Annotated in this window: 11 protein-coding genes and 1 riboswitch; of the genes, 2 read left to right on the top strand and 9 right to left on the bottom strand. The window is 75.9% G+C overall.

What is annotated here, in order from left to right; translation table 11 throughout:
• The first annotated feature begins 8 nt into the window (after positions 1-8).
• Together GGQ55_RS11455 and GGQ55_RS11460 are read left to right on the top strand one after the other, a co-directional pair.
• Positions 9-821 (top strand): hypothetical protein, encoded by an 813-nt coding sequence (locus GGQ55_RS11455; protein WP_179716794.1) that lies wholly within the window; start codon positions 9-11, stop codon positions 819-821.
• Positions 799-1,461, top strand: coding sequence for a class F sortase (locus GGQ55_RS11460; protein WP_179716796.1), 663 nt, complete (start codon positions 799-801; stop codon positions 1,459-1,461). Before GGQ55_RS11455 ends, GGQ55_RS11460 begins: the two co-directional genes overlap by 23 nt.
• A gap of 62 nt (positions 1,462-1,523) precedes the next feature.
• On the opposite strand, the gene GGQ55_RS11465 is transcribed toward GGQ55_RS11460, so the two are convergent.
• The 9 genes from GGQ55_RS11465 to GGQ55_RS11505 all read right to left on the bottom strand — a co-directional run bounded on the left by GGQ55_RS11465 (position 1,524) and on the right by GGQ55_RS11505 (position 12,776).
• Positions 1,524-3,137 (bottom strand): M20/M25/M40 family metallo-hydrolase, encoded by a 1,614-nt coding sequence (locus GGQ55_RS11465; protein ID WP_179716798.1) that lies wholly within the window; start codon positions 3,135-3,137, stop codon positions 1,524-1,526.
• Between the two features lie 207 nt (positions 3,138-3,344).
• Positions 3,345-5,060, bottom strand: coding sequence for an HNH endonuclease signature motif containing protein (locus GGQ55_RS11470; protein ID WP_179716800.1), 1,716 nt, complete (start codon positions 5,058-5,060; stop codon positions 3,345-3,347).
• Positions 5,061-5,110: 50 nt separating this feature from the next.
• Positions 5,111-6,403 (bottom strand): uroporphyrinogen-III C-methyltransferase, encoded by a 1,293-nt coding sequence (gene cobA / locus GGQ55_RS11475; RefSeq protein WP_179716802.1) that lies wholly within the window; start codon positions 6,401-6,403, stop codon positions 5,111-5,113.
• Positions 6,404-7,477 carry a nicotinate-nucleotide--dimethylbenzimidazole phosphoribosyltransferase gene (gene cobT, locus GGQ55_RS11480; RefSeq protein ID WP_366490341.1) on the bottom strand — a complete coding sequence of 358 codons (1,074 nt, stop codon included), beginning with the start codon at positions 7,475-7,477 and terminating at the stop codon, positions 6,404-6,406.
• Complete coding sequence (gene cobC, locus GGQ55_RS11485) at positions 7,456-8,487, bottom strand: Rv2231c family histidinol phosphate aminotransferase CobC (RefSeq protein WP_179716804.1); 1,032 nt, start codon at positions 8,485-8,487, stop codon at positions 7,456-7,458. Before cobC ends, cobT begins: the two co-directional genes overlap by 22 nt.
• A complete protein-coding gene (locus tag GGQ55_RS11490; protein ID WP_179716806.1) occupies positions 8,484-8,822 on the bottom strand; it encodes a cobalamin biosynthesis protein in 339 nt (112 codons plus the stop codon). Before GGQ55_RS11490 ends, cobC begins: the two co-directional genes overlap by 4 nt.
• Positions 8,819-10,183, bottom strand: coding sequence for a cobyrinic acid a,c-diamide synthase CobB (locus tag GGQ55_RS11495; RefSeq protein ID WP_179716808.1), 1,365 nt, complete (start codon positions 10,181-10,183; stop codon positions 8,819-8,821). The genes GGQ55_RS11490 and GGQ55_RS11495 overlap by 4 nt, the downstream gene beginning before the upstream one ends.
• Positions 10,180-10,794, bottom strand: coding sequence for a cob(I)yrinic acid a,c-diamide adenosyltransferase (cobO, locus tag GGQ55_RS11500; protein ID WP_179716810.1), 615 nt, complete (start codon positions 10,792-10,794; stop codon positions 10,180-10,182). The genes GGQ55_RS11495 and cobO overlap by 4 nt, the downstream gene beginning before the upstream one ends.
• Positions 10,795-10,796: 2 nt before the next feature.
• A complete protein-coding gene (locus GGQ55_RS11505; RefSeq protein ID WP_179716812.1) occupies positions 10,797-12,776 on the bottom strand; it encodes a putative cobaltochelatase in 1,980 nt (659 codons plus the stop codon).
• Positions 12,777-12,816: 40 nt separating this feature from the next.
• Positions 12,817-12,944: riboswitch (cobalamin riboswitch) on the bottom strand.
• Between the last annotated feature and the right edge of the window lie 33 nt (positions 12,945-12,977).

The raw sequence follows: 12,977 nt of genomic DNA on the forward strand, positions 1-12,977 counted from the left end.
GGAATGCGTTGTCTGGTCGTCTCTTCGGCAAGCCGCTCCGGTTGCTCGCGCCCGCCGTCCTGCTCGGCGCCGTCGTCCTCGTGCCGGGGGTGGCGGCCGCTGACGACAGCGATCCCGTGGGGACGGCGACGACGCAGCTCCAGGACGCCGCGTCGCAGCTCGGCGGATCGGGCACCGGGACCCCGAGCGCGCCGACGCTGCCGGACAACCCGATCGTTCCCCAGCAGGGCGGTACCGACCCCGTGACCGGCGGCGGCGGCACGCCGGCGCTCCCCGGCCCGCCGGACGACTCGGCGCTGCGAGACGCGTTCATCAAGGCGCTGGCGCCGCTCGGCATCTCCGCCGACTGCGTCAACGGCGTCTTCGACGGGTTCCAGAACGTGCTCACCGCGCTGCAGAACAGCGACCCGCAGCAGCTGCCCGACCTGCTGAACCAGCTCGTCGGTGCGCTGCAGAGCGGCGATCCGTCGGCGGTGTCCGACGATCTGCAGAACAACGACGTCGGGCAGGCGCTCCAGGGCCTGGCGACGACGCTGCAGGAGAAGTGCATGCCGGCGCCGCCGACCGGCGAGGGCGCGCACAGCACCCCGCCGCCGGCCTCTGCCCCGCCGGTCGCCCCGGCCGCCCAGCCGCCCGCCCCGCCGGCGCCCGCTCCCGTGGCGCAGCCGGTCAGCTACCCGGGCTACGCGCCGACCGGCGGGACACCCGACGAGTCGTCGAGCCCCGTTCCGCTCGCCGTGCTGGCCGGCGTCGTCCTGGCCAGTGGCATCGGTGCGGCCGGCTACCGGATGAGCACCCGTGCGGCGCGCTCGCGCGGCTGAGCTGGCGCGCCCGCTCGGCGCCTTCCTGCTGGTCGTCGCCGCGGGCGTCGTGCTGCTCCTGATCTACACGGGGCGGCCGTCCGCCGGTGCCGAGTCGGCTCCCGCGGCCGGGACCGCGGCGCCGCAGCTGGCTCCGCTTCCTGCTGACGCCCCCGTCGCGCACGGGCCGATCACGCCGGCGCGGCTGCAGATCCCGGACATCGGTGTCGACGCCACCGTCGAGCCGCGCGGCACGGTGCGCTACGACAACCCGTTCACCGGGCAGGAGGTCGACGGCTACGGCGTCCCGCGGTCCATGTGGACGACGGCGTGGTGGTCCGACGGTCCGCAGCCGGGGTCCGGCTCCATGGCGGTGGTGCTCGGGCACGCGCAGGCCGCGCACGGCGCCGTCTTCGACCGGCTGGCCGACCTGCGCCCGGGCGACCGGGTGGACCTCGTCGACGCGAGCGGCGCCGTCCTCCACTTGCAGGTGCTCGGAAAGCCGGTGACCGGCCTGGACAAGTCCACCTCGGCGCTGGCCGACACCCTCAACGGGCACCCGGACGGCGCCGACCTCGCGCTGGTTACCTGCGGCGGCGACTTCGACCGCGCGGCCGGCGCCAGCGAGGACAACGAGGTCGTCTTCGCGACCGTGGTCTGAACGCCGAGGTCTGAACGCCGAGGAGGCACCCCGCGCACGGAGTGCCTCCTCGACGTCATGGGCTACTCGAGCGGGAAGGTGCCTTCGGGGCCCGCCGGGGCGGGCAGCGGGGCCGGCCGACCCGGCACCTGCTTGCCGGGAACGCCGTTCACCGACTCGGTCGAGTACGCGTAGGTGAGCATCGCGTACGCGATCAGGTCGCTGTTCACGTCGAGCGCGTGCAGGTCCACGTTCTCGTAGGTGTCGCACGCGGCGTGGTAGCACGGGTCGAACTGCTCCCCGGCCGTGCCGCCCCAGATGGCCTGCTGCTCCTCGCTCTTGACCTCCTCGGCGCCGGTGAAGATCCCACCGGAGGCGATGCCGACCTCGGGGTCGATGAAGGCCTGGTAGTCGCTGCGGCCGTCGAACGCGCTGTCGTCGTACGGTTCGCCGATCGAGGTGTAGTACGACTCGAACAGGTCCTCGATCGCGATCGACCCCTCCGGGATCGGGACCGGGGCCTCGAACGTCGACTGGTCGGAGTCGTAGACGGTCTGCACGTAGTTCGGCGAGCCGATCATGTCGAAGTTCATGTACAGCGCGATCCGGTCGCGCTCGGCCTGCGGCAGGCCGGTCACGTAGTCGGTCGAACCGAGCAGGCCGAGCTCCTCGCCGCCCCAGAAGGCGAACCGCAGGGTGTTGTCGCCGCCCGATTTCGCCATGTTCTGGGCGACCTCGAGCAGCGCGGCGGTGCCGGAGCCGTCGTCGTTGATGCCGGGGCCCTCGGTGACGCTGTCGAGGTGAGCACCGGCCATCACGACGTTGCCGGTGTTCCGGCCGGGGAGCTCGCCGAGCACGTTGAAGTCGGTCCGCTGCTCGGTCCGCGCGCTGACGAACGCGGTCGAGCCGGGCGCGGCCAGGGCCTGACCGGCGGCGAAGCTGGTGCCCACGATCGGGATGGCGGGCTCCCACGTCGAGCCGTCCTCGAACTCCGTGGCGGCGACGTTGGTCAGCAGCGCCTCGCGCTCGGGGGTGTTGCCCTGGTTGAACAGGACGACGGCCTCGGCCCCGGCGTTCTGCGCGTTCTGGACCTTGACGGCGAAGTTGCAGGTGCCGCGCTGGATCAGCGCGATGTCGTTGTCGCCGCTGAAGTCGAGACCGGCGAAGTCTTCGGGCTCGCAGCCGCTGTCCGAGGCGCGGTCGCCGGTCAGGTTGATGTCGACCGGGATGACCTGGCCCTCCAGCTCGCCGGAGTGGCTGCCGCCGACCGCCGCGGCCTCGTGGTCGGCCTCGGTCGGGGTCAGCTGCCGGAGCACGATCGGGAAGGCGTACTCGAACTCGAACGGGTCGAGCGTCACGCGGTAACCGGCCACCGTCAGCACGTCGGAGACGTATCGGACGCTGTCGGCGTACCCGTCGGTGCCCACCGCGCGGGTGCCCGGGTAGTCGGGGTCGGAGCTGTTGTCGGCGATCTTCTGCAGTGCGGCCTGGTGCTCGCGGACGCCGTCCACGGTCACGCACTCCAGCAGCTTCGCGTAGGTGTTGTTGGCGCGGTGCTCGCAGGCGTTCCCGTGCCCGCCACCTCCCGCCGCGGCGCTCGCCGCCGGCAGCAGAGCGGCGAGCAGCAGCCCGCCGGCTCCCACCGCGATCGCTCGCGGTGCCGTCCTCCTCGTCGTCCCGGTCACGCGTTCCGGCATCCTGCCTCCTGGTGATCGCGTCCCGGCCGTCAGCGCTGAGAGCCGAGACATCGCGGTTCCGATGCACGGCAGCCTCACCCGCGCCCACAGGAGATGTACAGGCAGCACCCAGGTGTCGGAACCCACCGTGCGTGACTGATGACGGACGGCGAGGCGACGGCCGGTGAGATCACGATCGGGGAACCGATGCGTTTCCGCGGGAACGTCTCACGTGCCGTAGGGCCGTCGGCCCTCCGCGGCGAGGCGTCTGGTCAGGTCGCGGTTGCCCATCAGGACGCCGACGGCGTAGCGGAGGTCCATGCGGTCGTAGCGCTCCTGCAGGGAGTCGGCGAGAGCGGGTTCGCCCTCGGGGTAGAGGACTCGGCTGACCCGGGCTGATCGGCGCTCGACGCTGGCCTCGGCCGGTCGGCCGAGCGCGGTTCGCCGGCCGGGACGGCGGCTCGCCGGGCGGTGGCTGGCGTGAGCAGGTCGGGCCGGAGAGCGGCGAGGGGGCGACGTGCGGCGGCGACGGAGCGCATGCGTCGTGCCGGCCGCGGCGACGTCTGAAACGGCGGCCGTCAGGTCCGTGGGACGACGGCCGACGGCCGTGTCGATAGGAGTGACCCCGACGAAGGCGTCGGTGTCCGTGGTCCGGTCGGCGGCGAGTCCGGCCAGGCCGGTGGCGAAGGCGGCGTCGGCGCTGCCCCACACGTGGCGGCCGTCCGCGTCGAGCGCGACCAACCTGCCGCTCGTGCGGCTCAGCACCAGGTCGTGGTCGTGGACCAGGCCGTGGTCGGTGTCGCAGAGCAGCACGAGGTTGTCCAGATCGGTGCGCCCACCGGCGAGCCAGTGCCTCATGTGGTGGGCGTGCAGTCGCTCGATGCGGCTCTCGGGGCAGCCGGGGCGGGCGCACCCGCCGTCGCGGCGGAGCAGCGCGCGGCGCTGGGCCTTCGTGGCGCGGCGCTTGCGTCGTCCGACGGCGAGTGGTTCGCGTCCGGACTCCAGCATCGCGACGACGGTGGCGTCGCAGAGGATCCGCCGGGCCTGGGCGCCGGTGATCGCCGGGCCGCCCTCGTAGTGCGCACGTCCGGCGGCGGTGTCGTCGGCCAGGACGGTTGCGTCGACGTGCACCACCACCTCCCTGCGGGGCGGGTCGCCGGGCCGGCGGTCCAGTTCGACCCGGGCGGTGGCCAGCGTGCCCAGCGCGGCGATGCGGCGCGCGGCCGTGCGCTCGCGGGCCAGGCCGACCGCGGCGTCCTCGGCGCAGCGCTCGAGCAGTGCCCGGTCCACCCGCCCGCCGGCCGCGCGGACCTCCGCGTGCGCGGCGGCGGCCTTGGTGTTCTGCGCGCGTTCCCGTCGGGCCTCGCGTTCGGCCAACGCGTCGATCGCGCACATCAGCTCTGTGCCGGCCTCGAGCGGCATGCGGACCTTGAGGGTCAGGCACCCGGCCGACTCGTCGATCCAGAACTCGAAGGACTGCCCGACCTCCGTGCGCCGCTCGGCACCACCGGCGGCGTCCTCGTCATCGATCCGGCGCCACTCCCGGCAGAACCGCTCGGTCTGGCTGGCCGTCGCCGATAGAGCGAACTCCAGCAGCGCGGCCTCGCAGTCCGGGGCGGCGATGCGGGTCAGCGCCCGCACCTTCGCGTACGACAGCCGGCCGCCGGCGAAGGCCGCCTCGATGCGCGGCAGCCCGCGGAGCGCGCGGGCCACCCGGACGTGCTCGCGTGCGGTGCCCGGCGCCAGGCCGCACTGCCAGGCCAACCATGCGCCGCACGAACGGATGCCCACCCCGGACCAGCCGTCCCGCTCGTCGAACTCGGCCACCAGGCGCAGCCAGGCCGCCGTGGCTGCGGCCAGCCGCACCGCGCCTGCCGTGATCGCCCACGCCAGCTCGGGCAGCGGGGAGCCCGACGGATGTTCCGTGTCGTTCTTCGAACCCATGTTCGGAAGCTACGCGTAGGGGCTGACGGAAACCGCTGGTCAGCGGCGGCTCAGTCCTCGTCCTCGGCGTCGTCCGACGTTCCCGCGGGAACGTGACCGGCCCCGGCGGCAAGGCCCACGACCTCGCCGACCACCCAGACGGCCGGCGGCCGGATGCCCTCGTCGGCCATCGTCTTGGCCAGGCCGTCGAGCGTCGTGCGCACCACCCGCTGCGTGGGCGTCGAGCCGTCGGTGACGACGGCGACCGGCGTTCCCGGCGCCCGACCGTGCCCGATCAGCGCCGCCGCGATCGCCGGCGCGGTGTCCACCCCCATCAGGACGACGAGCGTCCCGCGCAGGCGGCCCAGCGACGGCCAGTCGACCAGCGACTGGGGATGCCCGGGCGGCACGTGCCCCGAGACGACGACGAACTCGTGGGTGAGCCCGCGGTGCGTCACCGGGATTCCGGCCAGCCCCGGGACGCCGATCGCCGAGGTCACGCCCGGCACGACCTCGACCGGGATGCCGGCCGCCACGCAGGCCTCGAGCTCCTCCATGCCGCGGCCGAAGACGAACGGGTCGCCTCCCTTCAGCCGGACGACGCGACGCCCGGCCCGTGCGTGGGAGATCAGCAGCTCGTTGATCTGCTCCTGCGCCATCGAGCGCCCGCGCGGCAGCTTCGAGGCGTCGATGACCTCGACGTCGGCCGGCAGCGAGGCGAGCAGCGACTGCGGCGCGAGGTGGTCGGCCAGGACGACGTCGGCCTGCGACACCACCTGCTGCCCGCGCACGGTGATCAGCCCCGGATCGCCCGGGCCGCCGCCGACCAGCACCACCGACCCCGGACCGCCGACCGCGCCGGTGCGCCCCGCGCGGTCGGCGATCGACCCGTCCGTCAGCCCGGCGACGACGGCGTCGCGCACGCCGACCGCCCGCTGCGGATCGCCGCCGCCGTGCACGCCGACGACCAGGTCGCCCTGCCGCCCGACCGCCGGGGTCCACACCGAGGACGCCGACCTGTCGTCGGCCCGCGCGCAGAAGATCCGCGCTGCCTCGGCCTCGGCCGCGACCGCCGCGTTCACGGCCGGGTCGTCGGTGGCCGCGACGGCGTACCAGGCGCCGTCCAGGTCGCCGTGCTGGTAGCGCCGCGGCACCCAGGTGAGCGAGCCGGGCTCGACGAGCGCTTCCAGCGCCGGGGTGACCGACGGCGAGACGACGGTGACCCGCGCCCGCGCCTCCAGCAACCCGGCCACCCGCCGGTGCGCCACCTGCCCGCCGCCGACCACGACCACGCGGCGGCCGAGCAGCCGCAGGCCGACCGGGTAGACGACTCCCGAGGCAGGGTCGACGGGAGTGGCGTTCATTCAGGCCTTCTCGGTCACGCCGGCCGAGTCGAAGGTGGCGACGTCGCGCAGCGCCCGGGCGGCGCTCTGCGCCAGCGGCAGCGCCAGCAGCGCGCCGGTGCCCTCGCCCAGGCGCAGGTCCAGCCCGAGCAGCGGCCGCAGGCCCAGGGCGCGCAGCGCGATCCCGTGCCCCGGCTCGGCCGACGTGTGCCCGGCCAGCGCGAAGTCCAGCGCGGTCGGGCACAGCGCGGCCGCCACCAGCGCCGCGGAGCCCGCGATGACGCCGTCCAGCAGCACCGGCGTCCGGGCCGCCGCGGCACCGAGCACGAACCCGGCGATCGCCGCGTGCTCCAGCCCGCCGACCTCGGCGAGCACCGCGAGCGGATCGGACCCCTCGGGCAGCCGGGCGACTGCCCGCGTGACGACGTCGACCTTGCGGGCCAGCGTCGGGTCGTCGACCCCGGTGCCCCGGCCGGTGGCCTCCGCGGGGGAGGCGCCGGTGAACGCGCAGATCAGCGCGGCCGACGCGGTCGTGTTCGTGATCCCCATGTCGCCGCTGATGAGCACGCCGTGGTCGGCGGCGAGCGTCGTCGCGACCTCGATGCCGACCTCGACCGCCCGGCGGGCCTCGTCGAGCGTCATCGCCGGGCCGACGGCCAGGTCGGCGGTGCCGGCGCGCACCTTGCGGTCGAGCAGGCCCTCCGCCGGGTCCAGCGGCGCCGCGACGCCGACGTCCACCACCACGACGTCGGCCCCCAGCTGCGCGGCGAAGGCGTTCACCACCGCGCCGCCGGCGACGAAGTTGGCGACCATCTGCGCGGTCACCTCCTGCGGCCACGGCGTCACGCCCTGGGCGTGCACCCCGTGGTCCCCGGCGAAGACGGCGACCGCGGCGGGAGACGGGATCGGAGCCGGGCACTCGCCGGCGATCCCGGCGAGCTGCGCGGCGACGTCCTCGAGCACGCCGAGCGAGCCCGGCGGCTTGGTCATGCGGTCGAGCCGTTCGCGGGCGGCGCGCTCGGCCGCCGCGTCGCGGGGGCGGACGGCGGCGATCGTCTGGTCCAGCAGCGTGCTCAGCGGAACTCCTCGGGGGATGCGGTCGGGTCCAGGATCCCAGCGAGCGCCTCGGCGAACGCACGGGAGGTCTCCGGATCGCGCACGGCGACCCGCAGGTGGTCGGGGGACAGGCCCGGGAAGGTGTCGCCGCGGCGCACCGCGAAGCCGGCCTCGCGCAGCGCTGCGCGGACCCGCGCGCCGTCCGGCACCCGCAGCAGCACGAACGACGAGCGCGGGTCGGCGACCACCTCGACGCCGGGCGGCAGGGCGGCCAGCAGCGCCTTGCGGGCGCTCTCCAGCTCGACCGCGGCCGCCTCCGCCTCGGCCCGGGCGGCCGGCGTGGAGCAGGCCACCAGCGCGGCCAGCGCCGGGGTCGACACCGGCCAGTGCGGCTGCTGCGCGGCCAGCCGGGCGATCAGGTCCGCCGGCCCGAGCGCGTAGCCGACCCGCAGGCCGGCCAGCCCCCAGGTCTTGGTCAGGCTGCGGACGACGAGCAGTCCCGGCAGGTCCCGGCGCGCGGCCAGCGACTCCGGCTCACCGGGCACCGTGTCGGCGAACGCCTCGTCGACCAACAGCACCCGCTCGGGACGGGCCAGCGCGGCGATGTCGGCCGCAGGGTGCAGCACCGACGTCGGGTTGGTCGGGTTGCCCAGCACGACGAGGTCGGCGTCTTCCGGGACGGCGCGCAGCCGGTAGCCCGGCGGGTCGAGCAGCAGCCGCTCGAGCGGGTGCCCGGCGGCGCGCAGCGCGGCCTCCGGCTCGGTGAACGACGGGTGGACGACGACCGCCCGACGGGGCCGCAGCGCACGCGCGACCAGCACGAACGTCTCCGCCGCGCCGGCGGTGAGCAGTACCTCGTCCTCCGGCCGCCCGTGCGCGCGGGCCACCGCGGCCCGCGCCGGGCGGGGATCGGGATAGGCGGCGGAGGCGTCGACCGCGTCGTGCAGCGCGGCGCGCAGCCACTCCGGCGGCGTCCCGGCGCGGACGTTGACCGCCAGGTCGACCAGACCCGGCGCCAGCTCGTCGTCCCCGTGGAAGTCGAGGTTCATCCCGCGACCGCCACGGTGACCCGGCCGACCACGGTCTTGCCGACCACCAGCGTCCCGCCGCTCAGCAGGGCCGCGGCCTCCGCGACCGACGGCGTGCCCACCGCGCTCGCGACCCGGCCGGACGGCGCGGGCACTGGCACCGTGGCCAGCACGGCGGCCGGGTGGGCCAGCACCGGCCAGCGGCGCAGCGCCGCGGCCTCCGCCACCACGGGTTCGCGTGCCTCGACGGTGGCCAGCCGGACGTCGTCCGCACCTGCGGGCAGGACCGCGTCGATCGCCGCGAGCACCTCCGCGACGGTGGCCCTCGACGCCGCGCCGACCCCGACCGTGATCACGCCGGCACCAGCGCGGCGGCGCACGCGGCCACGAACCGCTCGGCCAGCTGCGGACTGCCCGCCCAGTGCAGGTGCAGGTAGGAGGCGTGCACGCTGCGGGTCACGAACCCCTCGGGCCCGGCCGCGGACCACTGCCACGCCGCGTGCGTCCCGGCGGGCGGGGTGGCGACGGTGCGGTGGAACTCGTGGCCGCGCACCCGGGTGCCGGCCGGGGCGAGCACGGAGTCGACGGTCGCCACCGCGGCGCGGTAGCCGAGGGTCAGCCGCGGCGTCATGGCCGCCTCCGTGTTCAGCACGCCGCACATCGGGACGCCGTCCAGGCTCCTCGCGAGGTAGGTGAGCCCGGCGCACTCCGCGGCGATCGGCCCGCCGCGCCCGGCCAGGGCGCCGACGTCCTCGCGCAGGGACGCGTTGGCCGACAGCTGCGCGGCGTAGACCTCGGGAAACCCGCCGCCGATGACCAGCCCCGTCGTCCCGGCGGGCACGCGGTCGTGCAGCAGCGGGTCCACGGGGACCACCTCCGCGCCGGCCGCCTCGAGCAGCTCGGCGTGCTCGGCGTAGCCGAAGGTGAACGCGGCGCCCCCGAAGACGGCGATCCGCGGGCGGCCCGGGATCGGCGCCACCTCCGCGGCCGGGTCCCACGGTCGGGCGTCGACGTCCGGCGCCGACCGGGCCAGGGCCAGGACGGCGTCGAGGTCGACCGACGCGGCGACCACCTCGCCGAGCGTGCGCACCGTGCGCACCGCCTCGTCGGTGCGCTCGGCCGCCGGCACCAGGCCGAGGTGCCGCGACGGCGTGGCCAGCGCCTCGAGCCGGCGGACCGCGCCGAGCACGGGCACGCCTGCGGCGTCGAGGGCGTCGCGCAGGATCTGCTCGTGCCGGTCGCTGCCGACCCGGTTGAGGACCACCCCGCCGATGCGCACACCCGGCTCGAAGGTGGCGAACCCGTGCACCAGCGCCGCGACGCTGCGCGCCTGCGAGGCCGCGTCGACCACCAGCACCACCGGGGCGCGCAGCAGCTGCGCGACGTGCGCGGTGGAGGCGAAGCCGGGCTCGACCGACGGGTGGGATGCCCCGTCGAACAGGCCCATCACGCCCTCGACGACGGCGACGTCCGCCCCGCGCGCACCGTGCAGCAGAAGGGGCGCGATCCGCTCCTCGCCGACCAGCCACGGGTCGAGGTTGCGCCCCGGGCGTCCGGCGGCGAGGCCGGCGTAGCCGGGGTCGATGTAGTCCGGGCCCACCTTGTGCGGGGAGACGGCGAGCCCCCGCGCGGTGAGCGCGGCGACCAGTCCCGTCGCGATCGACGTCTTGCCGGCGCCGGACGACGGCGCGGCCAGGACGACGCGCGGGAGACTCACCACTCGATCCCCCGCTGGCCCTTCTGCCCGGCGTCCATCGGGTGCTTGACCTTGGTCATCTCCACGACCAGGTCGGCGGCCTCGACCAGTGCCGGGGCGGCGTCGCGGCCGGTGATCACCACGTGCTGGTTCCCGGGTCGCTCGCGCAGCGTCGTCACCACGTCGTCGACGTCCACCCAGCCCCACTTCAGGGGATAGGTGAACTCGTCGAGCACGTAGAAGCGGTAGGCCTCGGCGGCGAGGTCGCGCTTGATCTGCGCCCAGCCCTCGGCGGCGTCGGCGGCGTGGTCCACGTCGGTGCCCTGCCGCCGCGACCACGACCAGCCCGAGCCCATCTTGTGCCAGACCACCGGCGCGCCCTCGCCGGTCTGCTCGTGCAGCCGGCCGAGCGCGGTGAGCGCGTTCTCCTCGCCGACCTTCCACTTCGCGCTCTTGACGAACTGGTAGACCGCGATCGGCCAGCCCTGGTTCCAGGCACGCATGGCCATGCCGAACGCGGCGGTCGACTTGCCCTTCATCTCGCCGGTGTGCACGGCGAGGATCGGCCGGTTGCGCCGCTGCCGCGTCGTCAGCCCGTCCTCGGGGACGACCTCGACCTGCCCCTTCGGCATCCTCAGGCCGCCTCTCGCGCGCCGCGCACCGTGGCCACGAGCGCGTCGGCCGCCAGCTCCTCCAGCCGCAGCGTCTCCGCGCCGAGGACGGCGCCGAGCGTGCCCGCCAGGCCCAGCCGGACCGGCCCGGACTCGCAGTCGACGACGACGGCGGCGGTGCCCTCCGCGGCCAGCAGCCCGGCCGCGGCGTGCGCCCGGCCGAGGTGGTCGCCGCCGCGCGCGCCGGTGGCCCGGCCGTCGGTGACGACGACGAGCAGCGGCCGGCGCTGCGGATCCCGCACCCGCTCCACGCGCAGCGTCTCGTGCGCCCGCAGCAACCCGGCGGCGAGCGGCGTCCGCCCGCCGGTGGGCAGCTCGGTGAGCCGCGCCGCCGCGGCCTCGACCGACCAGGTCGGCGGCAGCGCGAGCTCGGCGCCGGTCCCGCGGAAGGTGACCAGCCCGACCTTGTCCCGCCGCTGGTAGGCGTCGAGCAGCAGCGACAGGACGGCGCCCTTGACCGCCGTCATGCGCGAGCGGGAGCCCATCGAGCCGCTGGCGTCGACGACGAAGAGCACGAGGTTGCCCTCGCGGCCCTCGAGCAGCGACTGGCGCAGGTCCTCGCGGCGGATCCGCAGCCCCGGGCCGGTCCGCCCGCGCGCGACCTGGTGCGGGGCGGCCGCGCGCACGGTGTCGGTCAGGTGCAGCCGGGTGACCGTGCCGGCCGGCCGCTGCGAGCCGACGACCCGGCCGCGCTCCGACCGGGACTTCGACCGCCGGCCGGCCGCGCCCGCGCCGATGCCCGGCACCTCGAGCCGGCGCGCGCGGAACGGCTCACCGGGCGCGACCGCCGCCCGCTCCGGCGCCTGCCCCGAGTCCCTCTCGTCCGCTTTCGGCGCCGACGGCTGGTCCGCTTTCGGCGCCGAAGGCGGGGCTTCGGGGGGAGGGGCGCCGCCGCCGTCGTCGTCGGGGCCGTCGGTGGGCGGCTCGGGGTCGTCGGGGCGGGAGTCCTCGAGCGCCTGGTCGAGGGTGTCCTCGTCGAGGCCGGGCGCGTCGAACGGGTTGCGCCGGCGGCGGTGCGGCAGGGCCAGCCGGGCGGCGACCCGGACGTCGTCCTCGGTCACCTCGTCGCGACCGGACCACGCCGCGTGCGCGATCGCCGCCCGCGCCGTCACCAGGTCCGCGCGCAGCCCGTCGACGTCGAACGCGGCGCACACGGCGGTCACCTGGCGCAGCGCCTCGTCGGAGAGGACGACGCGCGGCAGCCGGGCCCGGGCGTCGGCGATCCGCCGGGCCAGAGCAGCCTCCTCGTCGGCCCAGGCCTGGGCGAACCCGGCCGGGTCGGCGTCGTAGGCGAACCGGCGGCGGACCACCTCGGCGCGGAGGTCGGCGTCCCGCGGCGCGGCCACCTCGACGGTGAGCCCGAACCGGTCGAGCAGCTGCGGGCGCAGCTCGCCCTCCTCGGGGTTCATCGTGCCGACCAGCAGGAACCGCGCCGCGTGCCGCACCGAGACGCCCTCGCGCTCCACGTACGCGGTGCCCATCGCGGCCGCGTCGAGCAGCAGGTCCACCAGGTGGTCGTGCAGCAGGTTGACCTCGTCGACGTAGAGCACGCCGCGGTGCGCGGCGGCGAGCAGGCCCGGCTCGAACGCCTTGACGCCCTCGGTGAGCGCGCGCTCGAGGTCCAGCGAGCCGACGACGCGGTCCTCCGAGGCGCCGACCGGCAGCTCGACCAGCCGCGCCGGCCGGGTCAGCGCGCGGTCGTCGGCGGAGTGCGGGCCGTCCGGGCAGCCGGGGTCGGGTGCGACCGGGTCGCAGGCGAAGCGGCAGCCCGCGACGACGGCGACCGGCGGCAGGACGGCGGCCAGCGCGCGCACCGTCGTCGACTTCGCCGTCCCCTTCTCGCCGCGGACCAGCACGCCGCCGACGGCGGGGGAGACCGCGTTGAGGAGCAGGGCGAGGCGCATGTCGTCCATGCCGACGACGGCGCCGAAGGGATAGGTCACGCCGACCACACGTCCTCTCCCCGGGTGTCCGCGCCCGGAGGTGGCAGGAAGCGACGGCGGGAGTTCCTGACTGACCGGTTCTGGGCCGGACACACAGTGGCGGGACCGCGCCGGAGTCGCACCGGCTTCCTCCACTGCCGTCGCAGTTCGCCTTCATTCGACCACGGCGCAGCCCCGGTCTCACAGTGGGGGACAGTGGTC

It is taken from the genome of Petropleomorpha daqingensis (genome assembly GCF_013408985.1).
Taxonomy (GTDB): domain Bacteria; phylum Actinomycetota; class Actinomycetes; order Mycobacteriales; family Geodermatophilaceae; genus Petropleomorpha; species Petropleomorpha daqingensis.

Bases quoted from the DNA above. Each gene is read 5' to 3' on its own strand.
- GGQ55_RS11465 (WP_179716798.1), bottom strand. From the start codon at position 3,137: ATGCCGGAACGCGTGACCGGGACGACGAGGAGGACGGCACCGCGAGCG.
- cobA (WP_179716802.1), bottom strand. From the start codon at position 6,403: ATGAACGCCACTCCCGTCGACCCTGCCTCGGGAGTCGTCTACCCGGTC.
- GGQ55_RS11470 (WP_179716800.1), bottom strand. From the start codon at position 5,060: ATGGGTTCGAAGAACGACACGGAACATCCGTCGGGCTCCCCGCTGCCC.
- cobO (WP_179716810.1), bottom strand. From the start codon at position 10,794: ATGCCGAAGGGGCAGGTCGAGGTCGTCCCCGAGGACGGGCTGACGACG.
- cobC (WP_179716804.1), bottom strand. From the start codon at position 8,487: ATGAACCTCGACTTCCACGGGGACGACGAGCTGGCGCCGGGTCTGGTC.